27 protein-coding genes are annotated in these 22,479 nt (G+C 56.4%); 14 read left to right on the top strand and 13 right to left on the bottom strand.

Features of this window, described 5'->3' with window-relative positions; translation table 11 throughout:
- Window positions 1-64: 64 nt before the first annotated feature.
- Complete coding sequence (locus tag ACR3EG_RS06925; protein ID WP_480494433.1) at window positions 65-373, bottom strand: hypothetical protein; 309 nt, start codon at window positions 371-373, stop codon at window positions 65-67.
- 141 nt (window positions 374-514) lie between these two features.
- Entirely contained in the window at window positions 515-1,579 is a 1,065-nt protein-coding gene (locus ACR3EG_RS06930; protein ID WP_480494435.1) for a tetratricopeptide repeat protein, read from the bottom strand.
- A gap of 298 nt (window positions 1,580-1,877) precedes the next feature.
- Between ACR3EG_RS06930 and lepA the strand changes: the two genes are divergently transcribed.
- Window positions 1,878-3,677 carry a translation elongation factor 4 gene (lepA, locus tag ACR3EG_RS06935; protein ID WP_480494437.1) on the top strand — a complete coding sequence of 600 codons (1,800 nt, stop codon included), beginning with the start codon at window positions 1,878-1,880 and terminating at the stop codon, window positions 3,675-3,677.
- A gap of 22 nt (window positions 3,678-3,699) precedes the next feature.
- Here the strand turns inward: lepA and ACR3EG_RS06940 are convergent, their stop codons facing one another.
- Window positions 3,700-4,287, bottom strand: coding sequence for a hypothetical protein (locus tag ACR3EG_RS06940; RefSeq protein ID WP_480494439.1), 588 nt, complete (start codon window positions 4,285-4,287; stop codon window positions 3,700-3,702).
- A 118-nt stretch (window positions 4,288-4,405) separates the two neighbouring features.
- On the bottom strand, window positions 4,406-4,999 hold the full coding sequence (locus ACR3EG_RS06945) for a DUF488 domain-containing protein (RefSeq protein WP_480598579.1): 594 nt from the start codon (window positions 4,997-4,999) through the stop codon (window positions 4,406-4,408).
- Between the two features lie 272 nt (window positions 5,000-5,271).
- Here ACR3EG_RS06945 and ACR3EG_RS06950 point away from each other — a divergent pair, with 272 nt between their 5' ends.
- A complete protein-coding gene (locus ACR3EG_RS06950; protein WP_480494441.1) occupies window positions 5,272-5,586 on the top strand; it encodes a hypothetical protein in 315 nt (104 codons plus the stop codon).
- A gap of 117 nt (window positions 5,587-5,703) precedes the next feature.
- Window positions 5,704-6,153 carry a hypothetical protein gene (locus tag ACR3EG_RS06955; RefSeq protein ID WP_480494443.1) on the top strand — a complete coding sequence of 150 codons (450 nt, stop codon included), beginning with the start codon at window positions 5,704-5,706 and terminating at the stop codon, window positions 6,151-6,153.
- 384 nt (window positions 6,154-6,537) lie between these two features.
- On the opposite strand, the gene ACR3EG_RS06960 is transcribed toward ACR3EG_RS06955, so the two are convergent.
- The 4 genes from ACR3EG_RS06960 to ACR3EG_RS06975 all read right to left on the bottom strand — a co-directional run bounded on the left by ACR3EG_RS06960 (window position 6,538) and on the right by ACR3EG_RS06975 (window position 8,775).
- Entirely contained in the window at window positions 6,538-6,675 is a 138-nt protein-coding gene (locus ACR3EG_RS06960) for an entericidin A/B family lipoprotein (protein WP_209194128.1), read from the bottom strand.
- A gap of 74 nt (window positions 6,676-6,749) precedes the next feature.
- Window positions 6,750-7,544 carry a metal ABC transporter permease gene (locus ACR3EG_RS06965; protein WP_209194129.1) on the bottom strand — a complete coding sequence of 265 codons (795 nt, stop codon included), beginning with the start codon at window positions 7,542-7,544 and terminating at the stop codon, window positions 6,750-6,752.
- On the bottom strand, window positions 7,544-8,299 hold the full coding sequence (locus tag ACR3EG_RS06970) for an ATP-binding cassette domain-containing protein (RefSeq protein WP_480494445.1): 756 nt from the start codon (window positions 8,297-8,299) through the stop codon (window positions 7,544-7,546). Before ACR3EG_RS06970 ends, ACR3EG_RS06965 begins: the two co-directional genes overlap by 1 nt.
- The gene (locus ACR3EG_RS06975) at window positions 8,296-8,775 is read right to left on the bottom strand and encodes a Fur family transcriptional regulator (protein WP_480494447.1); all 480 of its coding nucleotides are present in this window, start codon (window positions 8,773-8,775) and stop codon (window positions 8,296-8,298) included. Before ACR3EG_RS06975 ends, ACR3EG_RS06970 begins: the two co-directional genes overlap by 4 nt.
- A gap of 92 nt (window positions 8,776-8,867) precedes the next feature.
- Between ACR3EG_RS06975 and ACR3EG_RS06980 the strand changes: the two genes are divergently transcribed.
- On the top strand, window positions 8,868-9,893 hold the full coding sequence (locus ACR3EG_RS06980) for a zinc ABC transporter substrate-binding protein (RefSeq protein ID WP_480494449.1): 1,026 nt from the start codon (window positions 8,868-8,870) through the stop codon (window positions 9,891-9,893).
- Between the two features lie 15 nt (window positions 9,894-9,908).
- Here the strand turns inward: ACR3EG_RS06980 and ACR3EG_RS06985 are convergent, their stop codons facing one another.
- Window positions 9,909-10,250 carry an ArsR/SmtB family transcription factor gene (locus ACR3EG_RS06985; RefSeq protein ID WP_209194131.1) on the bottom strand — a complete coding sequence of 114 codons (342 nt, stop codon included), beginning with the start codon at window positions 10,248-10,250 and terminating at the stop codon, window positions 9,909-9,911.
- Window positions 10,251-10,588: 338 nt separating this feature from the next.
- Here ACR3EG_RS06985 and ACR3EG_RS06990 point away from each other — a divergent pair, with 338 nt between their 5' ends.
- The 6 genes from ACR3EG_RS06990 to ACR3EG_RS07015 all read left to right on the top strand — a co-directional run bounded on the left by ACR3EG_RS06990 (window position 10,589) and on the right by ACR3EG_RS07015 (window position 14,338).
- Window positions 10,589-11,221, top strand: coding sequence for an ATP-dependent Clp protease proteolytic subunit (locus ACR3EG_RS06990; protein WP_209194132.1), 633 nt, complete (start codon window positions 10,589-10,591; stop codon window positions 11,219-11,221).
- 135 nt (window positions 11,222-11,356) lie between these two features.
- Entirely contained in the window at window positions 11,357-12,622 is a 1,266-nt protein-coding gene (gene clpX / locus ACR3EG_RS06995; protein ID WP_170355017.1) for an ATP-dependent Clp protease ATP-binding subunit ClpX, read from the top strand.
- A gap of 63 nt (window positions 12,623-12,685) precedes the next feature.
- Window positions 12,686-13,045: a RidA family protein gene (locus ACR3EG_RS07000; protein WP_480494451.1), complete on the top strand. Its 360-nt coding sequence runs from the start codon at window positions 12,686-12,688 to the stop codon at window positions 13,043-13,045.
- 79 nt (window positions 13,046-13,124) lie between these two features.
- Window positions 13,125-13,508, top strand: coding sequence for an NADH:ubiquinone oxidoreductase subunit NDUFA12 (locus tag ACR3EG_RS07005; RefSeq protein WP_170355019.1), 384 nt, complete (start codon window positions 13,125-13,127; stop codon window positions 13,506-13,508).
- Between the two features lie 12 nt (window positions 13,509-13,520).
- Window positions 13,521-13,970: an outer membrane lipid asymmetry maintenance protein MlaD gene (gene mlaD / locus ACR3EG_RS07010; RefSeq protein ID WP_480494453.1), complete on the top strand. Its 450-nt coding sequence runs from the start codon at window positions 13,521-13,523 to the stop codon at window positions 13,968-13,970.
- On the top strand, window positions 13,970-14,338 hold the full coding sequence (locus ACR3EG_RS07015) for a DUF2155 domain-containing protein (protein WP_170753893.1): 369 nt from the start codon (window positions 13,970-13,972) through the stop codon (window positions 14,336-14,338). Before mlaD ends, ACR3EG_RS07015 begins: the two co-directional genes overlap by 1 nt.
- Here the strand turns inward: ACR3EG_RS07015 and aat are convergent.
- The 4 genes from aat to ACR3EG_RS07035 all read right to left on the bottom strand — a co-directional run bounded on the left by aat (window position 14,293) and on the right by ACR3EG_RS07035 (window position 17,517).
- Complete coding sequence (gene aat, locus ACR3EG_RS07020) at window positions 14,293-14,925, bottom strand: leucyl/phenylalanyl-tRNA--protein transferase (RefSeq protein ID WP_480494456.1); 633 nt, start codon at window positions 14,923-14,925, stop codon at window positions 14,293-14,295. The two genes, ACR3EG_RS07015 and aat, sit on opposite strands and share 46 nt — an antisense overlap.
- A 48-nt stretch (window positions 14,926-14,973) precedes the next feature.
- Window positions 14,974-16,323 carry an acetyl-CoA carboxylase biotin carboxylase subunit gene (accC, locus tag ACR3EG_RS07025; RefSeq protein WP_480494457.1) on the bottom strand — a complete coding sequence of 450 codons (1,350 nt, stop codon included), beginning with the start codon at window positions 16,321-16,323 and terminating at the stop codon, window positions 14,974-14,976.
- 9 nt (window positions 16,324-16,332) lie between these two features.
- Entirely contained in the window at window positions 16,333-16,830 is a 498-nt protein-coding gene (gene accB / locus ACR3EG_RS07030; RefSeq protein WP_480494459.1) for an acetyl-CoA carboxylase biotin carboxyl carrier protein, read from the bottom strand.
- Between the two features lie 150 nt (window positions 16,831-16,980).
- A complete protein-coding gene (locus tag ACR3EG_RS07035) occupies window positions 16,981-17,517 on the bottom strand; it encodes a LuxR C-terminal-related transcriptional regulator (RefSeq protein ID WP_209194139.1) in 537 nt (178 codons plus the stop codon).
- Between the two features lie 206 nt (window positions 17,518-17,723).
- Between ACR3EG_RS07035 and ACR3EG_RS07040 the strand changes: the two genes are divergently transcribed.
- From ACR3EG_RS07040 to ACR3EG_RS07055, 4 genes are all read left to right on the top strand, one after another.
- Window positions 17,724-19,019, top strand: coding sequence for a helix-turn-helix domain-containing protein (locus ACR3EG_RS07040; RefSeq protein WP_480494461.1), 1,296 nt, complete (start codon window positions 17,724-17,726; stop codon window positions 19,017-19,019).
- A 78-nt stretch (window positions 19,020-19,097) separates the two neighbouring features.
- On the top strand, window positions 19,098-19,478 hold the full coding sequence (locus ACR3EG_RS07045; protein WP_170355027.1) for a response regulator transcription factor: 381 nt from the start codon (window positions 19,098-19,100) through the stop codon (window positions 19,476-19,478).
- Window positions 19,475-19,777 carry a hypothetical protein gene (locus ACR3EG_RS07050; protein ID WP_170355028.1) on the top strand — a complete coding sequence of 101 codons (303 nt, stop codon included), beginning with the start codon at window positions 19,475-19,477 and terminating at the stop codon, window positions 19,775-19,777. Before ACR3EG_RS07045 ends, ACR3EG_RS07050 begins: the two co-directional genes overlap by 4 nt.
- Complete coding sequence (locus ACR3EG_RS07055) at window positions 19,777-22,455, top strand: ATP-binding protein (protein WP_480494463.1); 2,679 nt, start codon at window positions 19,777-19,779, stop codon at window positions 22,453-22,455. Before ACR3EG_RS07050 ends, ACR3EG_RS07055 begins: the two co-directional genes overlap by 1 nt.
- The last annotated feature ends 24 nt before the right edge of the window (window positions 22,456-22,479 follow it).

Here is a 22,479-nt window from a genome sequence, read left to right on the forward strand (position 1 = left end):
CACATCCCTTTCGCTGCGCCTTTTCTGGGGCGCAGGACGGGTCAGGTCAAGGATGCTGAGGTGTTTAGCTACAGATCGCCTGCGCCATCTGGCCGAAATTCTGATACCGATCCCAAAGCGCATCGTCCCGCGCGGTGCGCGACATCTTCAGCTCTTGCGCCTGATGTGGGTCAGCGAACCATTTCGAGACGGTCTTCTGGTCGCTGCGCGTCAGCGCCTGATCGGCCACGCGCTGAATGCAGGTGCACCGATCCCGCGTCGCTGCCGACCGGTCCGACGCCAGACACGCCCGCTTGATTTGCGCGGCCTCAACCGCCAACGGAGAGCTTGCCACGGACGCAGCACAGAATGCGATTAGGAAGAACTTTTTCATGCTCATGCCTCGTTTTTGCCTGCCCGGAGGGATCTTGCGCCCCTCTCGGCTTTTGACAGAGTATGAATCAAACTGGATTCGGGATCAATCGGGGGGGCGAAAATGTGATTGCGCACCGACAGAACACCTGTGATGTATCAATTATTCCGCTTTCGTCTGCATGTAATTGGCCATATCGATCATATTCTTCCGGACAATACCGCCAAAATAGGCCTCAGCGTCTTGGGAAAGTCCGTCGGTTTCCGTGAGGCTGAAAAGGTTGCCTGTTTCAACGCAAGACAGCACCTCTTCGAACAAAAGAAAGTTCTCCTCTGGGGTTTCCCCTTCCTTCCCCATTTGGAGGCCGACCGCATAAGTGATGTACGCGGTCTCTATCAGCGTCATTCGTGCCTTGTTGGTCTGCTTTTCAATGGCCGCATCGCCTTTAGGGGGATCCGAACGGACGGTTTCCCAGAATTCAGGAAACCTCGCTTCCAATTGGCTGACTGTTGCATCGCAGTCTCTTTCTAAAACGACCGCGTCAGTGTTTGGGAAAAGTCTAGGGCAGTCAGGGCCAAGCTCTATACACGCGCGAAAGAACAACTCTCGACTTTTCTGATCACTAGGCTTGCTCAACACTGCAATTCGCAAAACCTCCGCCGCAGCTTCAGCGTGGCCGAGAGCAAGCCTCATTCTCCCCAGCTCTTGCGGCATCCAGTACCTTCTGGAATCGTTTAATGCCGGGTACTGAACCATGAGTTGTGAATAATACTCATCCGCTTCTTCAAATCGTTTAAGCTTAGTGAGCAGACGGAATTTACGGTTCACACTGTATCTCATGGTCGGCGCTAGAGCCAAGGATTGTTCGGCTGCTTCCAATGCAGCCAAGTCTTCATCCAGCCCATCGAGGGCAAAGCTTTTGCCCTGCCATGCTTCAAAGTCTTCGGGGTTCAATTCGATAGCCCGATCAAAGTCGATGAGTGCTTCTCCAGACTTGTCCAACCTGTACAGTGCGTACCCCCGACGTACATGAAGGGTGGCGAGCAGATCTGAAGACTTCACGCCCTCGGCAATCATGCGCGAACAAATATCAATTATCAGGTTGGGGTCCTGCTTGCGGTTGATGCACGGCTCAAAGGCGCTAGCAGTTTGCGTCTGTTCTGCCCGCTGGTTTTGAGTGAGGAGGGTCCAGAAAACAGCTAGCCCCACAACGGAAATAGCCGCCATGCGAACAATAAAGCTAGGTATTCTTTGCAGCAAAATCTTCGTTTCCTTGGTTGTGCCAATCGGCCAATTAGCTTGTGAGCGTAACGCTCAAAATCACCTTATGGCAGAATGCATGCCTTGTATTTCCCGTCAAGCTGTCGCGCGGGCGAAGAAAAGAGCCACTTAGTCTGTTTACGTTCTCATGCGGAGACCGTGTCTCACCTATAGTAATACTTATTCAGCATCCGCTTGACGGGTTCACCCCCTGTGTACTTTCATCCATTGACCAAACCCTAAAATCTCTACATATCCCCAACCCATGACAGACCTCGCTCATATCCGCAATTTCTCCATCGTCGCGCATATCGACCATGGCAAATCCACCCTTGCTGACCGGCTCATCCAAGAGACCGGAACGGTCAAGGATCGCGACATGAAGGAACAGCTGCTCGACAGCATGGATATCGAGCGTGAGCGCGGCATCACCATCAAGGCCAACACGGTCCGCATCGACTATACCGCCGAGAATGGCGAGGCATATGTGCTGAACCTGATCGACACCCCCGGCCACGTGGACTTTGCCTATGAGGTCAGCCGGTCCATGCGCGCGGTCGAGGGGTCGCTGCTGGTCGTGGACTCGACCCAAGGGGTCGAGGCGCAGACGCTGGCCAACGTCTATCAGGCCATCGACGCCGACCACGAAATCGTGCCGGTGCTGAACAAGATCGACTTGCCCGCGTCCGACTGTGACCGCGTGGCCGAACAGATCGAGGATGTGATCGGCATCGACGCCACCGACGCCATTCAGGTCAGCGCCAAGACGGGGCAGGGCATCCACGAGACGCTCGAGGCTATCGTACAGCAACTGCCCGCACCGCAGGGCAATCTGGACGCGCCGCTCAAGGCGATGTTGGTGGATTCTTGGTACGACGCCTATCTGGGCGTCATCGTTCTGGTCCGCATCATGGACGGCACGCTGAAAAAGGGGATGCGTGTCAAGTTCATGTCGAACAACACCCTGCACCATGTCGACCGCGTCGGCGTCTTCCGCCCCGAGATGGAGATGGTGGACTCGCTCGGCCCCGGTGAAATCGGCTTTCTCACGGCGTCCATCAAACAGGTCCGCGACACCCGCGTCGGTGACACGATCACCAATGACCGCAACGGCACCGAAGACGCGCTGGACGGGTTCAAACCCGCGCAGCCGGTGGTGTTTTGTGGCCTCTTCCCCGTCGACAGTTCCGAATTCGAAGACCTGCGCGATGCGATCGACAAACTGGCGCTGAACGACGCCTCGTTCTCGTTTGAAATGGAAACCTCGGCGGCACTTGGTTTTGGCTTCCGCTGCGGCTTCCTTGGCCTTTTGCACCTTGAGGTCATCCGCGACCGCATCGAACGCGAATATGATATCGAGCTCATCACCACTGCGCCGTCGGTGATCTATCACGTCTACATGAAAGACGGCGAAATGATCGAGCTGCACAACCCCGCCGACATGCCCGACCCCTCGAAGGTCGACCATATCGAGGAACCGCGCATCAAGGCGACCATTCTGGTACCGGACGAATACCTTGGCGACGTGCTGAAACTGTGTCAGGACCGCCGCGGCATTCAGCTGGACCTGACTTATGCAGGTAGCCGCGCGATGGTCGTCTATGACCTGCCGCTGAACGAGGTCGTCTTTGACTTCTACGACCGCCTGAAATCGGTGACCAAGGGCTATGCCTCGTTCGACTATCAGATGACCGGCTATACCGAGGACAATCTGGTCAAGATGTCGGTGCTGGTGAATGACGAACCCGTTGACGCCCTGTCAACCATGGTTCACCGCGACCGGGCCGAGATGCGGGGCCGGGCGATGTGCGAAAAGCTCAAAGACCTGATCCCGCGCCATATGTTCAAAATCCCGATCCAGGCCGCCATCGGAGGCAAGGTCATCGCCCGCGAGACCCTTTCGGCGCTGCGCAAGGACGTGACCGCCAAATGCTACGGAGGCGACGCCACGCGGAAACGCAAACTGCTGGACAAGCAGAAGGCGGGGAAGAAAAAGATGCGCCAGTTCGGGAAGGTGGATATCCCGCAGGAGGCATTCATCTCTGCGTTGAAGATGGATAGTTAGGGCTGTCCGACCGCGAGAGTGTTCAGAGGTCAAACAGGTCTTTTTGAATTAGTTCCTTAACTGGAAACACTCCAAGAAGTTGCCACGTTTGGGGGCGTCTCTTCATGTTCCCAAGCGCCAACACCAATCCGGTGCCGACATATTCTTCGCAATAGGTTCGTTGTAGATGCTGGAGAACTTCGAGTTCAGAGTAAAAGTGGCGAAGGCTAAAATATGCGGCTGATGTCTCCCAATCTGCACAGGTCTTGGTATGTTCACCATCGGCATCTTTGTACCGAAGCTTAAACTTGAAAGGGCAAGGTTCGTAGGACGCAAGCTCTTCTTCTAAAAGCGATAGCTGCTTAGCTTGATCTGCAAACTTCTGCCGGTCAGCTTCAATTTCAGATTTGGATAGGCGCTCCCAAGATAGCGAAACATCGGTTGGCCGAACGAGAGCTAACGAATGGCCGCGCTCAATCGCCGACTTTTCCGAAGGCTGAATAGCTCTTTCAATGAGACTAGATTTTTCTTCTGATCGTTTGCACTTGCCTACAATTTTGATGCTTTCTTCGTGCACCCTGCAACTCTCGGTCCGATTGTCATCTCTTGGAGGGCTATAGGTAAAATCCACGATGTCCCACCGCGAAAAAGCTTGACTGCCAGCTAGGCGCCTAAAGCGAATGGGAAAAAGCCTCTTCCAAGTCCCATCTTCGCGCAAACCCGCACAGCAAACTGTTTCTGAGTGTTTCTTACTCGGCTGCGGCGAGGCTTTGACGAGGATGGTAACGCGGGATTTGAATTCCATCTTGTTGATACTGCTCTGGTTTGTCTGCGACTAAATTAAATATTTCAAAGTTTTCACATGCAGCCGCATCCGCAATGTAGGAGCGATGGCAATGGGTTGCGCATCTTTCAAAGCACATCATGCAAGTTTTTTCGTCGGCAGCAATCATGAGAAGCTCACTGAATGCATCTTGCGCATTTTGAGTTTCAAAATGGTTAAGAAAAATGGATTCGAATTTAGTAAAGTTACCGGATTTGGCTGCCTCACGACCTTCCTTGGGGTCTCCCAATGCTCTGAAGTGTATGTATTTAATGCCTACTTCACCCAAACGTTCTGCAAGCTTGTTCTTCGAAAGCCCTTTTTTTCTCGAAATCGGCAACTCACGAACGTCTGCCAGAACCTTTATCTGCAATGCGACAAGCGTTTCGATAAGGTTCTCGACTGAGGAACCTTCATATCCGATGGTATATAGTTCCTTCATTGTGCCCTCACATTTTTCTGTTTGCAGAACGATAAACGAAATTGTGCCAATAGTAGGTTTTTCTTTGCTTGAAAACACAGAGTGATGCGCGGTTGCAATTTACTTTGCGCGGAACGCACCCGCCCGGCGGCACCGCCGGGCCGCGTCATGCTGAAAGCATGCCTCCGGCATGACCCGCCCCCGTCAAACCAAAGGTTTGCCTTCGACAAAACGGGCGGCGCGTTTGCGCCTCCCCTCGGGTCGGTCGCGGCCCTCCATTCTGTTGATGGGATAACTGTGACCCAACTCACAGTCTCGCTTTCTCCCTAATGCTAGTGTTGACCCTACGGCAACTTCGGCAGGAGGCCCCTATGTCCATGGTCCCTATCATCGCCCTCGGATCGGCGGGTCTCTATTCCATTGCCATGATCTCGATGAAGTTCTGGTGGAAAATCCCCGGCCTCGGCCTTGGCTTGCTGATCGTGGCAACTCTGCTGGCAGCCGCAACGTTGGAACTCGCCGCGCTGCGCGAGGAGCGGTTGGGCATCATCTATACCGGCATTCTGGGGGCCGAGGTTGTGCTGATCGCCATCGCCTCGTTCTTCTTGTTCGGTGAAAACTTCTCGATGCGCGAAGGGGTCGGGATTGCGTTGGTTGTCGCCGGAACCGCCTTGGCCTGGGCCTGATTAACCGCAATCTAAACCCTTCATGAAGCTTCCTTCACAAATGTTGTAACGCGTCTGCGCCCTCCCAATCTGTTCAGCAGGCCAGCACCGGCCCGGACACAAACGGAGGAAGAGACCATGACCAGATTTATGACTGCCGGAGCAGCCGCTCTGGCCACGAGCCTCAGCCTTGTCGCCGCAGCCGCAGCCGATACGCCGGACCTGCGCGGCACGTGGGTGGGCAGCTATACTGCCGTCGGCCCAAACCGGACAACGACCGGCGATGTGCCCCGGTTCAACAACGCCGAGTGGGTGCTGGATATCCAAAAGCAGCAGGACAATGTGTTCTGGGGGCCCAGTAAGTGGCGGTCCACTCCAAGCGGTGACTGGCGGATGCTGGATGCCACCGGGACCATCAGTCTGGATGACCCGACCCGGATCAGCATCGTCGAAAGCTCGGCCAATCCCGAGATCGGTGTGAATGCGCTGATCGATGCTCGGTATGAGGAAGGAAAGATCTATGCGGATTTCCGTAGCCTGCGTCGCGGAACGACCTACAGCACCGTTCTGGAACGTCAGGTGAACTGAAGCGTCTCTGGCCCGGTTGGGCTGTAGGGGGTACTGGCTGTAGTTAATCTGCAGCGCTTAGTAGGTAATCCCGGTCGGGTCGGAGCGCTTCTCAAATTGGTCTCCACAGGGAGGAGACGGGTCGGGCGGTGGCTGGATCGCTCGCGATAAGGGCAGGATGGTCCGATGTCGGAATGTGTTCCCGGCATCGGTTTCCTAACCCGTGCGGACCTTCAGCGCAGCCTCGTGTGGCGAAACGAAGCCGCTGTCCGACCCAACTTGTTGAAAATCCTGAAAATGGTGCGGCTGCGCGTTCGCCAGATTTTTGGTTGCCCCGGCAATCGCGTCACCGAGTATAGAGAATGCGCTGCCGTATCACCGGCTTCAGGTCACAAGCCGCGGTCGTTAAATAGCCTGCTGTACGTCACTTGCAGTGTTGCTGATCGCGTCGCCAGCTTTGCCGATGTCTTTCCCGACACCTTTTGCCGTTTCACACGCTGTCAAAGTCAATAGGGCGGCCCCAATCAGTAGAGTGCGGATCATCGTTTGCTCCATAGGTTTTGTTCTCTGAGCGTCGTAGCAGTTTTTCCCATATGTAACCAGCGGTTTGGGCGGTTTCAGTTTCGGTAAAGATAGGGGCCGCTGACCCCGGTTACCAGAAACACCAGGGCCGCGGCGCAGACAATGCTGGGACCGGCGGGCGTATCGGCCATATAAGCCCCCGCCAACCCACCCAACGCCGCCAAAGAGCCTAGGATCGCAGCGCAGACAGCCATGGCTTCGGGGGTTCGGACCAAAGATCGCGCAGCCGCTGCAGGGATGACCAGAAGCGCCGCAATCAGCAGAATACCCACGACTTTGATCGCCACGGCCACAGCCAGGGCCATAGCCAATGTCAGCCAGAGTTCCTCGCGTTTGGGATCAATACCAGACGCATAGGCCAAGTCTGGATTAAGTGTGGAAACCAGCAGGGCAGACCATCTCTGAACCATCACGGCCAGAATAAGAGCGCCACCGACCCAGATCGTCAGCAAGTCTGTTTTTGCCACGGCCAAAATGTCGCCGAATAGAAAAGCATCCAGATCAAGCCGGACGTCCGACAGAAGTGCGACGCTCACCAGCCCGGCCGCCAGTGCGGTGTGGGCGATGACTCCTAACAGAGTATCCATCGCGAAGCCTTTTCCCCTCAGCAGCGTTACGGTTAGTCCCATTGTAAGGGCCGCAACGATGATCGCGGGCAAAATTGGCAGGGAAAATGCGAGGGCCAGAGCAATTCCCAACACAGAAGCGTGCGCGGTTGCTTCGCCCAAGTAAGCCATGCGGCGCCAAACCACGAAACATCCAAGCGGAGCGGCTGCGATGGCTACTCCGACACCAGCGAGGGCCGCGCGCACCATAAAATCATCCAGCATCAGTCTGCCTTTTCCTGCGAGAGTGTCGAGCCGTGATCATGGTCGTGTGAATGACTATGCTGGTGTTGGTAAAGCGCCATTGTTCCCTTGGTCCCACTCCCGAACAAGGCGCGGTATTCCGGTGCGTCTGCAACCGATCGCGGAGAGCCCTCGCAGCAGATATGCCCGTTCAGACACAACACCCGGTCTGAGGCTGCCATAACGACATGCAAGTCGTGGCTGACCATTACGATCGCGCATCCCAGATCGTGTCTAACCTGTTCTATACGTTGATAAAATGCGGCGGCACCCGGCTGGTCTAGCCCCTGGGTTGCCTCGTCCAGAAGAAGCAATTGCGGCTTCTCCAGCAACGCGCGCGCCAAAAGGACACGCTGGAACTGGCCGCCGGACAGCTTGGTCATCTGACGGTTTCGCAAGTCAGGTACACCCGCATGGTCCAACGCGGTTATGGCGTCACGTGCGGAAACGCGGCGGGGCAGGCTGAGGAACCGTTGAACCGTCATGGGCAAAGCCGCGTCCAGTGCCAGCTTTTGCGGAACATAACCAATCCGCAGGTTTTTGGCCTGTTTGACAGTCCCATGTGCGGGCAAAGCCGCCCCGATCATCGCGCGTAGTAACGTGGACTTACCTGATCCGTTTGGCCCGACAATCGTTACGATCTCACCTTCTGAAACAGTTGCGTTCACATGTTCAAGGATAGTTCTGCCGTCCGCGCGGATCGACAGGTCTTTCAGCGTAATCAGAGTTCTTGTCACGCCTGCAATCCTATGCATTCGGGGCACAGACCTTCGGCTTCGACAACGACGCGTTCGATCTGGAAGCCCGAAGTGTTCGCGGCAGCGCCCAGCCTGCCCTGAGTCAGTTCAGTTTCTGTTTCCGCGACGGCCTTGCAAGCCCGGCATATAAGGAAGGCCGGTACATGGTCGTGTGTCGGATGTGCGCAGGCAGCATATGCATTAAGTTGTTCGATACGGTGGACAAACCCGTTTTGAACCAGAAAATCTAGGGCTCGATACGCGACAGGCGGTTGCGACCCCATCCCTTCGGTGGATAGCACTGCAAGGATTTCATAGGCTCCCATGGCCTTATGTTCTTCTAGCAGGATCTCTAGGACGCGCCGCCTGACAGGCGTAAATTGCAAGCGTTTCGCTTTGCATTTGGCCTCGGCTTGCGCAAGGGCAGTCTGAACGCAATGCGTGTGATCATGTTGCCTGAAACCGACTGTACTCATTAGGGGCTCCGTCATTTTGTGGCTTGATATGTTATAACGTGAAGCATATCAAGCGACCAGTAAATGTAATAACATATCATTCAGGAGGCATTATGCTGCGTTCCACGGTATGCGTTCTTGGCGCTGTTATGGCTAGTCAGGTTGTTGCGGAACCCCCCAAAGTAGTTGCTGATATTGCGCCGGTTCATTCGCTTGTTGCGCGCGTTATGGATGGTGTCGCGGAGCCGGTACTGATCGTGCCGCCTGGGGCATCGCCTCACAGCCACGCCATGCGCCCGTCCGAGGCGCGCGCGTTGCAATCTGCTGACATTGTCTTTTGGGTTGGTGAGGAATTGACGCCTTGGATGGACAAACCGCTGAGCACTTTGTCGGCAGGATCACAAAAGATCTCGTTGCTAGATGTCGACGGTACGATCCTGCATGAATACCGCGATGTTGTCGATGAGAGTGGTCACGACGACCACGCGGATCATGATGACCATGCTGGTCACAAAGAGCATGACGGCCATGATCATGAAGACCACGCGGATCATGATGACCATGCTGGTCACAAGGACCACGACGACCATGGTCATGATGATCATGCTCATGACCACGACGGAGTAGACCCACATGCGTGGCTTGATCCGGAGAATGCGCGGACATGGGCTTTTGCGATTGCCAATACTCTTGCCGAGGTCGACGCCGAAAATGCGCAGGCATACCAAGACAATGCCAAGGCGTTCGACAATGAATTGGCTCTGCTTAGTGACCAGATCAACGCAGATTTGGCCGACATGAAGGCGCATCGTTTCATCACGTTCCATGACGCCTATCAGTATTTCGAAAAGCATTTTGGGTTGGAAACATCAGGCTCTGTCAGCTTGGGGGACGCGGCCAACCCCGGTCCCGCGCGCTTGGCAACGCTTCGGGAAAAAGTCTCGGCAGATCAAATAGACTGCGCTTTTGCCGAGCCTCAATACGACACCCGGCTGATAGAGACCGCGATTGAGGGGTCAGGCGCCACGATCCTTGATCTGGACCCTGTCGGAATCACTGTTGATCCAGGTCCGAAGCTCTATCCCACGTTGCTGCAGGCTATGGCACAGAGCTTTCTGGTTTGCGCAAACGGGTCGTGAATTTAACAGTTCGGCTCAGGCTGTCTGTTCTTCACAAAACAATTCATAGACCACTTCGAGCATACGTTTGGGGCGGTCATCAGCAAGGCGGTAGTAGATCGCCTTGCCCTCGCGGCGCGGCATAACAAGCCCTTCAAGGCGAAGTCGCGACAACTGTTGCGACACCGCAGCCTGACGCGCTGACAGCAACTCTTCCAGCTCTGTTACAGATTTTTCGCCGGATACAAGATGACACAGGATCATCAGCCGTCCTTCGTGGCTGATCGCCTTCAGAAAATTCGAAGCCCGCGTCGCGCTTCCTGCAATGAGCTCGATGTTATCGTTTGGTATGTCCTGCTTAACCTGCGCCAGTGCCATTATCTTGTCCTCTATGCCCAGTCGGGCGATGGTCTACGTAAAATCCGGACTCGGTTACTCGAGCCGCTTAGGTGCACATACTGACCAAATATGTCCATATGCATGAATCAAAATGACGTGATGGGAAAGAGAGCGTCCGCAGACAAAAGGGGCCCCTAGTTGAAAACGGGCAGTGGCGACGTCGCGCCACGCCGAAACAACTGCCGATGGCGGACAAAAAGCAATGTGTTGATCAGAAGTCTCCGGCCCCCCTTGCAGCCCCTCTATGGCAGCACTAAGACTCGGGTAACGTTTCTTCGGGTAAAGTCCCGATCCATAGCAAAGCAGGCAGGTTCCTAATGTTTGATCCCGTTGATACCTACATGAATACGCTCGTCCCCATGGTCGTTGAGCAGACCAGCCGGGGTGAGCGCGCTTATGATATTTTCTCGCGCCTGTTGAAAGAGCGGATCATTTTCATCAATGGCCCGATCCATGACGGAATGAGCCATCTGGTGGTGGCTCAATTGCTGCATCTTGAGGCCGAGAACCCGAACAAGGAAATCTCGATCTACATCAATTCGCCTGGCGGTGTCGTGACAAGCGGTTTGTCGATTTACGATACAATGCAGTATATTAAACCTAAGTGTTCGACATTGGTGATCGGTCAGGCGGCTTCGATGGGGTCGGTTCTGCTGGCCGGGGGCGAGAAAGGAATGCGCTTTTCGCTGCCCAATAGCCGCATTATGGTTCACCAGCCCAGCGGTGGGTATCAGGGACAAGCAAGCGATATCATGATCCACGCCGCCGAGACGCAAAAGCTGAAAGATCGACTGTATGACATCTATGTGCGTCATACAGGGCAGACAAAAAAGGCTGTTGAGAAAGCATTGGATCGCGACAACTTCATGAGCCCGGAAGAAGCAAAAGACTGGGGTCATATCGACGAAATCGTCGAAAACCGTGCGAAAATGGACGGCGACGAGAGCTGAGAATAAGTCCTCGCGTCACGTGCGCGAGGTACATTTTTGAGATTGTAGCCGCCTCAGTGGTGGCCTAAGCTGCAGCAACATGCGGCAAGCGCGGCCCCGGGCGGGGCCGCAGGGACGAAGCCCGAAAGGTAGAACATGGCGACGAATTCAGGCGGTGACGGCAAAAACACGCTCTACTGTAGCTTCTGCGGCAAGAGCCAGCATGAGGTGCGCAAGCTTATTGCCGGACCCACAGTGTTTATCTGTGACGAATGCGTCGAACTGTGCATGGACATCATCCGCGAAGAGACAAAGGCCAGCGGCCTGAAATCCAGCGACGGAGTGCCGACGCCCAAGGATATCTGCGAAGTGCTGGACGATTACGTGATCGGTCAGGCCACGGCCAAGCGGGTCCTGTCGGTGGCCGTGCACAACCACTACAAGCGTCTGAACCACGCGCAGAAGGCGGGCAGCGATATTGAGCTTGCCAAGTCCAACATCCTGCTGATTGGCCCCACGGGTTGCGGCAAGACGCTGCTGGCCCAGACACTGGCGCGGATTCTGGATGTACCGTTCACCATGGCGGATGCGACGACTCTGACCGAAGCGGGATACGTGGGTGAGGACGTCGAAAACATCATTCTGAAACTGCTGCAGGCGTCCGAATACAATGTCGAACGTGCGCAGCGCGGCATCGTCTATATCGACGAGGTCGACAAGATCACGCGCAAATCCGAAAACCCGTCGATCACGCGCGACGTATCGGGTGAGGGCGTACAGCAGGCGCTGCTGAAGCTGATGGAAGGTACCGTGGCCAGCGTTCCGCCGCAGGGCGGGCGTAAGCATCCGCAGCAGGAGTTCCTGCAGGTGGACACGACCAACATCCTGTTCATCTGCGGCGGTGCATTTGCCGGTCTGGATAGGATCATTGCGCAGCGTGGCAAGGGCTCGGCCATGGGTTTCGGGGCAGACGTGCGTGACAATGATGAGCGTGGCGTCGGTGAGATTTTCAAGGATCTGGAACCTGAGGATCTGTTGAAATTTGGCCTGATCCCTGAATTTGTTGGACGTCTGCCGGTTCTGGCAACGCTTGAGGATCTGGACGAGGATGCTCTGGTCACGATCCTGACCAAGCCCAAGAACGCGCTGGTCAAGCAATATCAGCGCCTGTTTGAACTGGAAGATGCCGAGCTGGCCTTTACCGATGACGCGCTCAAGGCGATTGCCAAGAAAGCCATCGAACGGAAAACCGGGGCACGTGGTTTGCGCTCGATTCTGGAAGACATCCTGCTGGATACGATGTTCGAGCTTCCGGGTCTGAAAAACGTGACCGAAGTTGTGGTCAACGAAGAGGCCGTGACATCGGAATCGCAGCCTCTAATCATTTATGCGGATGCAGCCGAATCTGCTTCGGCGGGTTAAGCCCGAACAGATCTGATCCATGCGGCGCGGTTCTCCGCGCCGTTTTCTTATGAGGATACTGAAATGATCAAGCGTATCTCATCAGGTGGCGAATTTGAACCTAAGCTAGGCTATTGCCGCGCCGTTGTTGCCGGAGGTTGGGTGCATGTCTCTGGTACGGTCGGGCAGGGTGATACCGTGGTCGAGCAGTGCCGCTCGGCACTGACGGTGATTGGAAAGGCGCTGACCGAAGCTGGTGCAGGCTTTTCAGACGTCGTTCGTGTAACTTACATGTTACCCGACAAGGCTGAGTTCGAGCCATGTTGGCCAATTTTGAGCGAGACATTTGGTGCGAATCCTCCGGCCGCAACAATGATCGAATGCGATTTGATCGACCCGAAATACCGAATTGAAATAGAAGTGACCGCGTATTTGCCGGAATAGGGGGTGCGGTCCTTGTGACACTGGACCTTGGCGCGCCTTTGGTCCATATCTGCGGAAACAGAATTGCCGGAGGCAGCCCATGGGTATCCTGAACAGTCTTTTGCGTGCCGTGACCTGGTGGAACGGGGCCACTCTGAACACGCAGATTTACACTGCGCGCAAGGGTGAAAAGGTCGGTGAAGATAACCAAGGCAATGTCTTCTACCGCAATGCGGATGACAGCAAGCGCTGGGTCATTTTCAATGGCGAAGCCGAGGCGAGCCGCGTCGACCCTGACTGGCATGGTTGGCTGCACCGTACATGGGACGAGCCCCCGACTGACAAACCATTGCCGCACAAATCGTGGGAAAAACCACATCAGGAAAACCTGACCGGTTCGGCGCTTGCCTATACTCCTGCCGGGTCCCTGCGTCGCCCGGACCCGATTGAACGTTCCGATTACGAGGCTTGGAGCCCCGAATAAACGAGGCAAATTATGTCGAGCTACAATGTTTCCGAAGTCCTGGTTGGCGGCGCCGTTTTGGCCTGTGCAATTGCTTTTGGGGTCTATGCCAGCCAGTCCACCGGCCTGTCGCAAGGTGGTACGGGTTATGAACTGGGCGCATCTTTCCGGTCGCTTGAAGGCGTCGATGTTGGAACGGATGTACGATTGGCCGGGGTCAAGATCGGCACTGTTACGGACGTAACGCTCAACTCCGAAACCTACCGGGCGGATACGACGTTTTCGATCTCGGACGGTATTCTGGTTCCGGATGACAGCGCGATTGTAATTTCGTCCGAGGGATTGTTGGGCGGTAACTTCGTTGAAGTGATGCCGGGCGGTTCGCCCTTCTATTTCGAGCCTGGTGATGAGGTCACGGATACACAAGGCGCGGTCAGCCTGATTTCGCTTCTGGTCAAGTTTGTCGCCGGGGATGGCAGCTAATGCGGCGTCTCGCCATTGTGCTTGCCATGCTGGCCGCCACGGGCGCATCGGCGCAGCAAAAAGTCCAGTCGGGGCCGGGTGCGATGCTGCGTGGGTTGGACAAGGTCAGCGGCCAAACCGTTGACGTCGAGATGCGAAACGGTGAAACACAGCCCGTTTTTGGTCTGGACGTCGCGTTGGGCGATTGCCGCTATCCGGCCGAGAACCCGACAGGTGATGCTTTTGCCTATCTCACGATTTGGGAAAATGGCAAGACTGACCAACTGTTTGACGGTTGGATGATCGCCACGTCACCAGCGCTGAATGCGCTGGACCATTCGCGCTACGACGTTTGGGTTATTCGTTGTATAACGCCATCCGGCGATTGAGTTAAGTCGGCGGTAAAATCCGCGCTGGCGCTGATCGCCTCTTCCAGTTCTTGCCGATATTGCGTGCGGGGTATTTCTATCGCACCCAAAGAGGCCAGATGCGCTGTCAGAAATTGGGTGTCGAACAGATGAAATCCTGTTCTGCGAAGCCTGTCTGTCAGATAGGCCAATGCGATCTTTGACGCATCCGTACGTCGCGAAAACATGCTTTCGCCGAAAAACGCTGCCCCAAGGCAAACGCCATAGACGCCGCCTATCAGGGCCGATTTCTCCCACACTTCCAGCGAGTGTGCATGGCCCGTGTGATGTAGGTGTTGGTACAGGTTGCGCAATTCGTCATTGATCCACGTGTCGGCGCGGTCTGCGCAGCCATCGACGACCCCAGCGAAGTCCCGGTTGATCGTGATGGAAAACCCGCAGTTGCGTATGCGCCGCGCCAAACTGCGGGAAATGTGGAATCCGTCCAGCGGGAACACACCGCGAAATTTGGGGTCGACCCAGAACAACTCGGGGTCATCGCGGTGCTCAGCCATCGGGAAAATGCCGATGGAGTAGCCATGTAGTAAGAGGTCGGGGGTCAGGCTCATACTGGAATCTCAAAGGGCGAAAGGTAAAAACCCTTCGCCCTTAGTATGTTAGTCGGCCATGTTCTCGGCAAGCCACTTTTCCAGCCAATGGATGTTGTAGTCACCGCTGTGAAGATCAGGCTCTTGCAGCAGGGCGTGAAACAGAGGCACGGTGGTGTCGATACCGTCCACGATCAGCTCGCCCAAGGCACGTTCCAGTCGCGCCAGCGCCTCGGCCCGGTCGCGACCCTGTACGATCAGCTTGGCAATAAGTGAGTCGTAGTAGGGCGGGATCGAGTATCCGTCATAGAGCGCCGAATCCATCCGCACGCCCAGACCGCCGGGCGCGTGATAGGCCGTGATCTTGCCGGGGCAGGGTGAGAAGTTGGGCAATTTTTCCGCGTTGATCCGTACCTCGATGGCGTGGCCGTTGATTTCCAGATCGTCTTGGCCGAAGGACATGTCCTCGCCAGCGGCAACGCGGATTTGTTCGCGCACCAGATCGACGCCGAAGATGCCTTCGGTCACCGGGTGTTCCACCTGCAGACGGGTGTTCATTTCGATGAAATAGAACTCGCCGTTTTCATATAGGAACTCGATGGTGCCCGCGCCGATATAGTCGATTTTGGCCACAGCGTCGGCGCAGATCTTGCCGATCTTCGCGCGTTCTTCGGAGGTGATGCAGGGGCCGGGGGCCTCTTCGAACACCTTCTGATGGCGACGTTGCAGCGAGCAGTCGCGCTCACCCAGATGAACGGCTTTGCCTTTACCGTCGCCAAATACTTGAATCTCGATATGGCGCGGCGTGGTCAGGTATTTTTCGATATAGACCTCGTCATTGCCAAAGGCGGCTTTGCCTTCGGCGCGCGCGGTCATGAAGGCGCTTTCCATGTCATCTGCGGTTTGCGCGACTTTCATACCGCGCCCGCCGCCGCCGGCGGTGGCTTTGATGATGACGGGATAGCCGAATTCCTCACCGATGCGCTTGGCGTCTTCCAGCGTCGGAACGCCGCCGTCGGAGCCGGGAACACAAGGAACACCAAGGGCTTTCATCGTGTCCTTGGCGGTGATCTTGTCACCCATGACACGGATATGTTCAGCGGTGGGGCCGATGAAGGTGATGCCGTGGTCTTCGACGATCTGCACGAACTCGGCATTCTCGGACAGAAAGCCATAGCCGGGGTGGATCGCCTGTGCGCCGGTGATCTCGCAGGCCGAGATGATGGCGGGCACGGACAGATAGCTTTGCGGGCTGGGCGGAGGGCCGATGCACACCGATTCGTCCGCCATGCGCACATGCATCGCGTCACTGTCGGCTGTTGAATGCACGGCGACCGTTTTAATCCCCATCTCGCGCGCGGCGCGGATGACGCGCAGGGCGATTTCGCCTCGGTTGGCAATCAGGATTTTGTCGAACATGGGCCCGCCTTACTCAACGATGACCAGAGGGGTGCCGAATTCCACAGCGTCGCCGTCACCGACCAGAATACGCTTGATGGTGCCCGATTTGGGCGCGTGGATGTGGTTCATGGTTTTCATCGCTTCGACGATCAGCAACGTGTCGCCTTCTGACACCGATGCGCCGACCGAGATGAACGAAGGCGCGCCCGGTTCGGGCTGCAAGTAGACCGTACCGACCATGGGCGAGGTCACGGCGCCAGGATGGCTGGCCGGATCTTCCTGCGCTGCGGGGGCCTCGGGTGCAGCAGGGGCTGCTGCTGCAGGGGCTGCTACGGGTGCAGCAGCGGGAACGGCCATCTGAACCGGCGCGGCCGCAGCCTGGGTCATACGGCTGACGCGGACGTTCAGGCTGTCTTCTTCGCCATACTCGCGTTTGACCTGCAATTCGGTCAGGTCATTTTCGCGCAGCAGTTCAGCCAGAGCTTTGATGAATGCCACGTCCGCTTCGTGTTTGGTGTCTGTCATGAGTGTCCTCGACGGTTCCCCTTTGGCCCGTCTGTGCGTTGCGGGCTTTGGTCTGATTACGCAGCGTTATAAGCCAAGCGCACTGCCATGAAAAGCGCGTCTCGACCTGTCGCGGTGCGGTTTTGGTCGAGTAATTCAAGCAAAAAGTCGCTAAAGCGGCATTCCAGAGAGTTTCGCCACAAGTTCAGGTAGTTTGCGGGCGCCGAATTTCTCAAGCAGACGAGCGCGGTAGGCTTCTATAGTGCGGTAACTCAGGCCCAGTTCGACGCCGATTTCCTTGGCGGATAAGCCGCGGCATGAAAGAATAGCAACCTCGCGTTCGCGCTGAGTTAGCTCGACCAGAGGGCGTTCCTCGGAGATGTCGGAAAAGCTCCAGATCCCGTGGCGGAACGGGTCGTCAGGGGTCAAGGATCGTCCACGCGCGCGGCACCAGAACAGATCGCCACTGCGTCGACGCATGACTCGTTCATCCGTGTAGTAGCCTGTCCCACGCATCACCTGCAGACTGCGCGCGCCGATCCTCTCCCAATCCGCGACTGATGGGTAAAGGTGCAGCAGCGGCATATTGCGGTACTCTGTCTCTTCCCCGCCAAACGTGCGCGCGAATTGCAGGTTGCAGCGCCGGATGATCCGGTTCTCCAGCTCTACAAGGCCAATGGGGGCGTATTCGAACGCAGGGTCACTCATTCTTGCATCGTGCCGGGAATTGACACGGAATTGAAGGGGTTGGGCTCAGAAACTGACGGTTGGGGCGCGAGCGTGCGTTCTGTCAGAATTGTTAACTATGTAAATAGAGCTTGAAAACTGGGCTTTAAGTAAAAGTATTTATTGAATAGTTCTGAAAACAGAAGGTAGTTTAGTTGCGGAACATGCCTTTGGGGAGGGGCCGAAACATGCGCGATACACTCACAGGTAGCCGAATTCGCGAGCGGCGTCTGATCGCGGGGTTGCGGCAGGCGGAATTGGCCCGAAAGGTCGGGATATCAGCGTCTTATTTGAACCTTATCGAGCATAATCGCCGAAGGATCGGGGGCAAGCTGCTTGTTGACATTGCATCGGCTCTTGCTGTCGAACCTTCGGTGCTGACGCAGGGGGTCGAAGCCACCTTGATCTCGGCATTGCGGGAAGCGGCGGCGGAATCAATCGGACAAAACGCCGAGATTGATGCGGTTGAGGAGTTCGCGGGGCGGTTCTCCGGTTGGGCAGGTGTGCTAGCACAGATGCATCGGCGCGTAGTCTCGCTGGAGCGCACCGTCGAAACGCTGTCGGACCGTCTAACCCATGATCCGCATCTTGCGGCTTCGATGCATGAGGTCTTGTCGACCGCCGCCGCCATTCGTTCGACCGCTGCAATTCTGGCTGAAACTCAGGAAATCGAGCCGGAATGGCAGGACCGTTTTCACCGCAACCTGCATCAGGATGCAGAACGGCTCGCAGACAGTTCGAAATCGTTGGTGACTTATCTGGACGATGCTGACTCGGCGGATGACCGGCGCGGCGTACCATTGGAGGAGGCGGAGGCTTTTTTCGAGGCGCGCAGTCACCATTTTCCTGAAATCGAAAGCGGCGGCAGCAGCAGCGAAGTCGATCTTGAGGCGCTTGATTCCGCCGCGGTAAAAAGCGTGACCCGCGCGTTTCTGGATGTGTATGCACAGGATGCGCTGGCGATGCCGTTGGAGGCTGTAAAGGCTGCACTTAAAGGGTCTGAACCTGACCCGCTGCAGCTGTCGCGGCAGTTTTCGGTGGATATCGCGACTGTCTTGCGCCGGTTGGCTGCTTTGCCGCCGGGCGTTCTGTCGCGACCGACTGGGTTGGTGATATGTGATGCCTCAGGCAGTATTTTGTTCACCAAGGCGGTGCCGGGCTTTGCGATGCCACGCTTTGGCGAGGCGTGCCCGTTGTGGCCCTTGTTTCAGGCATTAAACAGACCTCTTGTGCCCATCCGAAAGCGGATTGTTCAGTTGGGGCGTTCAGCGGCCGAATTTGACTGTTTTGCCTATGCATGGCCTCAGCAGGCTTTGGGCTATGACGACGCACCAGTGTATCGTTCTGTGATGTTGGTGCGATCAGTGGATGAAGGCCCTCAGGATACGCAGAATGTGGCTCGTGTTGGTCCCAGCTGTCGCGTGTGTCCGAACGCTGAATGTGAATCTCGTCGTGAACCGTCAATTCTGAGCGAAGGTTTTTGACAGTTTCCTGACAGACGGCGTAAGCTGGCCTAGACAGGTTTACGGATGGGTAGCCCGTCACGGGGAGGAATACTACAAATGAGCCGTAAGGTTCTGTTAATTGAGGATGAGCCGAACATTGCCGAGGCTATTCGGTTTTTGCTGACGCGCGAGGGTTGGCAGGTTGAAACGCATGCCGAAGGGTTGGACGCATTGCGGGTTATCCAAAGCGCCGACCCTGATCTGGTTATTCTGGATGTTATGTTGCCGGGCAAGAGCGGGATGGAAATCCTGCGCGACCTGCGCGAGCTTGAAGACCTGAAGACGTTGCCGGTTCTGATGCTGACCGCGCGCGGACAGCTGCGGGATCGCGAGATGGCCGAAAATGCCGGTGTCAGTCGTTTCATGACCAAACCGTTCTCGAATGCCGAGGTTTTGACCGCGGTGCGGGACTTGCACGCTCAGGCTACGCGGTCATGAGCATTAGCGAAGATCGACGGCCTCAGGGTGTTCGGCCTTCGCTGTTTTTGGAACGTCAAAGCTATCGCCGTCGCCGGCTGTCGGATGCTGCCCGCTTTTTGCCGATTCTAGGCGCCGCTTTGTTTGCCATCCCATTGCTGTGGCCGGGGTCTGATGAGGCAGGAGACGGCATCCGGCTATCGTCGGCCATCCTTTATATCTTCGTATGCTGGGCCGTTCTGATTGGCATCAGTTTGGTTTTTGGTTTTGCAGCCAGACGTATGGCCACTCAAGACGAAACCGATCAGAGACCAGACTGATGGCAACGCTAAACGTCCTGATTCTGGTGTGTTTGGGCTATGTTGTACTGTTGTTCGGTGTGGCCTTTGCGGCCGACAGGCTGGCAGCTGCAGGCCGTGGGGCGTGGCTGCGATCCCCCTTGTTCTATACGCTGTCGCTGTCGATCTACTGCACCGCCTGGACATTCTATGGCGCGGTCGGGAACGCTGCGCGATCGGGGTTGGAATTCGTGACGATCTACCTTGGTCCCACGCTGGTCATGATCAGCTGGTGGTGGGGCCTTCGCAAACTGGTAAGGGTGGGGCGCAGCCAGAGGGTGACCTCGATCGCAGACCTTATTTCTTCGCGTTACGGAAAATCCAACACCCTGGCTATTTGTGTGACCGTGTTGGCCGTTTTGGGGGGCACACCCTACATCGCCTTGCAGCTTCAGTCCATCACCCTGTCTTTCTCGATTTTTGCCGAGGCCGATCCGACAGGTCTTTATCGCGAAGGATCCAGTGTGTTTTGGGTCGCTGCCGGATTGGCAGTCTTCGCGATTCTGTTCGGAACACGGAACCTTGACGCCAATGAACGGCACCACGGGGTTGTGACCGCCATCGCGCTGGAGTCGGTGGTCAAGCTCTTTGCCCTTCTGGCTGTTGGGATCTTTGTGGTTTGGGGCGTCGCGGGCGGGCTTGGTCCCATGTTGGATCAGATTGATTCGTCCGAAATCGGTCAATGGAACGTGGATGCGGGGCGCTGGACTACTTTTGTGTTTCTGTCGGCCGCATGTTTCGTCTGCTTGCCTCGGATGTTTCAGGTCATGGTGGTCGAAAATTCGGACGAGGCGCATCTGAGGACAGCCGCATGGGCGTTTCCTCTGTACCTGCTGCTGATGAGTTTGTTTGTCGTGCCCATCGCAGTTGTGGGGTTGGACCTTTTACCCGAAGGATCCAACCCTGACCTTTTCGTACTCACCGTGCCTCTGTCTCAAGGGAATGAGTGGCTGGCGATGCTCTCGTTCATCGGCGGGTTCTCGTCCGCTACATCCATGGTGATTGTGACCGCCATGGCGTTGTCGACGATGGTGTCGAACCATGTTGTCATGCCGATCTGGCTTAGCACGCAAGGGGGGGCAGGATCGGTATCGGGGGATGTCCGGCATGTTGTTCTTATGGCGCGGCGGATATCCATTGCAGTCGTGATGGCGCTTGGTTTTTTTTACTACCGTTTGTCCGGTGGCGGAGCGGCCCTGGCGTCTATTGGCTTTATAGCTTTTGCCGGAATTTCCCAGATTTTGCCGGCCCTTGTGGGTGGTTTGTTCTGGCGCGGGGCGACCCGGACAGGGGCTCTTGTCGGGTTGACCGTTGGGTTTGTGTTGTGGATCTACACCTTGTTGCTGCCGGAGATGGGTGGCGGGTTCATGTCCGGTACCATCATTCAGAACGGTCCTTTCGGTTTGGAGTGGCTGCGTCCTCAGGCGTTGTTCGGGATCGAAGATATGGACCCGATCGTGCATTCGGTCATGTGGTCACTGTCTCTGAACACGGTGGCGTTCTGCGTGGCGTCGTTGCTGAGTTTTCCCAGCCCGCTGGAGCGCTTGCAGGGTGCGCAGTTCGTAAACGTTTTCGACCATTCCGTAGCGCCTCGCGGTTGGAGCGGCTTTGTGGCGCAGAGCGAAGATCTGATGATCATGACCCAGCGTATTCTGGGCCCGGGGCCGGCGCAGGACTTCTTTCAGGCCGAGTCGGAACGGCAGGGTGGACGTTCCAGTCTGCCGGAGCCGACACCTGCCTTTCTGGAACGGCTTGAGCGAGAGCTCAGCGGCTCTGTCGGCGCGGCGACGGCACATGCGATGATTGGGCAGATTGTGGGCGGCTCGTCGGTCTCGGTCGAAGACCTGCTGGCTGTGGCCGATGAATCGGCGCAACTGTTGGAATACTCCAGCCAGTTGGAGACAAAGTCGGCCGAGCTGACCCGCACGGCGCGCCAGTTGCGGGATGCGAACACAAAACTGACTCAAATCTCTGAGCAAAAAGACAATTTTTTGGGCCAGGTCAGCCATGAATTGCGCACGCCCATGACCTCAATCCGGGCTTTTTCCGAAATCATGCGCGACACTGACGGATTAAGTCCCGAGGAACAGACGCGCTATGCTGCGATCATCCACGATGAGGCGCTTCGATTGACTCGCCTGTTGGATGATCTGCTGGACCTGAGCGTGCTGGAAAGTGGCAGGGTGAACCTGAACATGGGGGGCGATACGCTGCGCTCGGTTCTGGACCGGGCCGTCTCTAGTGCCCTTGCAGGATCAAGCGCTGGTATCGAGGTGCGGCGATCCAAGGCGGCTGAACGTATTCCGCTTCACACCGACCTGGATCGGTTGGGGCAAGTCTTTATCAACCTTATCTCGAATGCGCAGAAATACTGCGACGCGGATGAACCTGTTCTGACCATCTCGGCTCATGACGTTGGTGGGCAAGTGGTTGTTGATTTTGCCGATAACGGCAGCGGCATTCCTCCGGAAGCTCGTTCAATGGTGTTCGAGAAATTTGCCCGTGTGAGCGGTGAAAAGGCCGGAGGCGCGGGCCTGGGCCTGGCGATTTGCCGCGAAATCATGCAGCGGCTGGGGGGCGAGATCACCTATCTTCCCGGTCAGGGCGGCGCTGCGTTCCGGGTTCGTGTTCCATTGGCCTACCGTCAGGCAGCTCAGTAGTGGGTGCGTAAAGACATTCGTAAC

The sequence above is a fragment of the Ruegeria sp. AM7 genome (assembly GCF_056535965.1).

Coding starts and splice junctions, on each gene's coding strand:
- ACR3EG_RS06925 (WP_480494433.1), bottom strand. CDS start 373: ATGAAAAAGTTCTTCCTAATCGCATTCTGTGCTGCGTCCGTGGCAAGC.
- ACR3EG_RS06930 (WP_480494435.1), bottom strand. CDS start 1,579: ATGGCGGCTATTTCCGTTGTGGGGCTAGCTGTTTTCTGGACCCTCCTC.
- lepA (WP_480494437.1), top strand. CDS start 1,878: ATGACAGACCTCGCTCATATCCGCAATTTCTCCATCGTCGCGCATATC.
- ACR3EG_RS06950 (WP_480494441.1), top strand. CDS start 5,272: ATGTCCATGGTCCCTATCATCGCCCTCGGATCGGCGGGTCTCTATTCC.
- ACR3EG_RS06955 (WP_480494443.1), top strand. CDS start 5,704: ATGACCAGATTTATGACTGCCGGAGCAGCCGCTCTGGCCACGAGCCTC.
- ACR3EG_RS06960 (WP_209194128.1), bottom strand. CDS start 6,675: ATGATCCGCACTCTACTGATTGGGGCCGCCCTATTGACTTTGACAGCG.
- ACR3EG_RS06965 (WP_209194129.1), bottom strand. CDS start 7,544: ATGCTGGATGATTTTATGGTGCGCGCGGCCCTCGCTGGTGTCGGAGTA.
- ACR3EG_RS06975 (WP_480494447.1), bottom strand. CDS start 8,775: ATGAGTACAGTCGGTTTCAGGCAACATGATCACACGCATTGCGTTCAG.
- ACR3EG_RS06980 (WP_480494449.1), top strand. CDS start 8,868: ATGCTGCGTTCCACGGTATGCGTTCTTGGCGCTGTTATGGCTAGTCAG.
- ACR3EG_RS06985 (WP_209194131.1), bottom strand. CDS start 10,250: ATGGCACTGGCGCAGGTTAAGCAGGACATACCAAACGATAACATCGAG.
- ACR3EG_RS06990 (WP_209194132.1), top strand. CDS start 10,589: ATGTTTGATCCCGTTGATACCTACATGAATACGCTCGTCCCCATGGTC.
- clpX (WP_170355017.1), top strand. CDS start 11,357: ATGGCGACGAATTCAGGCGGTGACGGCAAAAACACGCTCTACTGTAGC.
- ACR3EG_RS07000 (WP_480494451.1), top strand. CDS start 12,686: ATGATCAAGCGTATCTCATCAGGTGGCGAATTTGAACCTAAGCTAGGC.
- ACR3EG_RS07005 (WP_170355019.1), top strand. CDS start 13,125: ATGGGTATCCTGAACAGTCTTTTGCGTGCCGTGACCTGGTGGAACGGG.
- mlaD (WP_480494453.1), top strand. CDS start 13,521: ATGTCGAGCTACAATGTTTCCGAAGTCCTGGTTGGCGGCGCCGTTTTG.
- ACR3EG_RS07015 (WP_170753893.1), top strand. CDS start 13,970: ATGCGGCGTCTCGCCATTGTGCTTGCCATGCTGGCCGCCACGGGCGCA.
- aat (WP_480494456.1), bottom strand. CDS start 14,925: ATGAGCCTGACCCCCGACCTCTTACTACATGGCTACTCCATCGGCATT.
- accC (WP_480494457.1), bottom strand. CDS start 16,323: ATGTTCGACAAAATCCTGATTGCCAACCGAGGCGAAATCGCCCTGCGC.
- accB (WP_480494459.1), bottom strand. CDS start 16,830: ATGACAGACACCAAACACGAAGCGGACGTGGCATTCATCAAAGCTCTG.
- ACR3EG_RS07035 (WP_209194139.1), bottom strand. CDS start 17,517: ATGAGTGACCCTGCGTTCGAATACGCCCCCATTGGCCTTGTAGAGCTG.
- ACR3EG_RS07040 (WP_480494461.1), top strand. CDS start 17,724: ATGCGCGATACACTCACAGGTAGCCGAATTCGCGAGCGGCGTCTGATC.
- ACR3EG_RS07045 (WP_170355027.1), top strand. CDS start 19,098: ATGAGCCGTAAGGTTCTGTTAATTGAGGATGAGCCGAACATTGCCGAG.
- ACR3EG_RS07050 (WP_170355028.1), top strand. CDS start 19,475: ATGAGCATTAGCGAAGATCGACGGCCTCAGGGTGTTCGGCCTTCGCTG.
- ACR3EG_RS07055 (WP_480494463.1), top strand. CDS start 19,777: ATGGCAACGCTAAACGTCCTGATTCTGGTGTGTTTGGGCTATGTTGTA.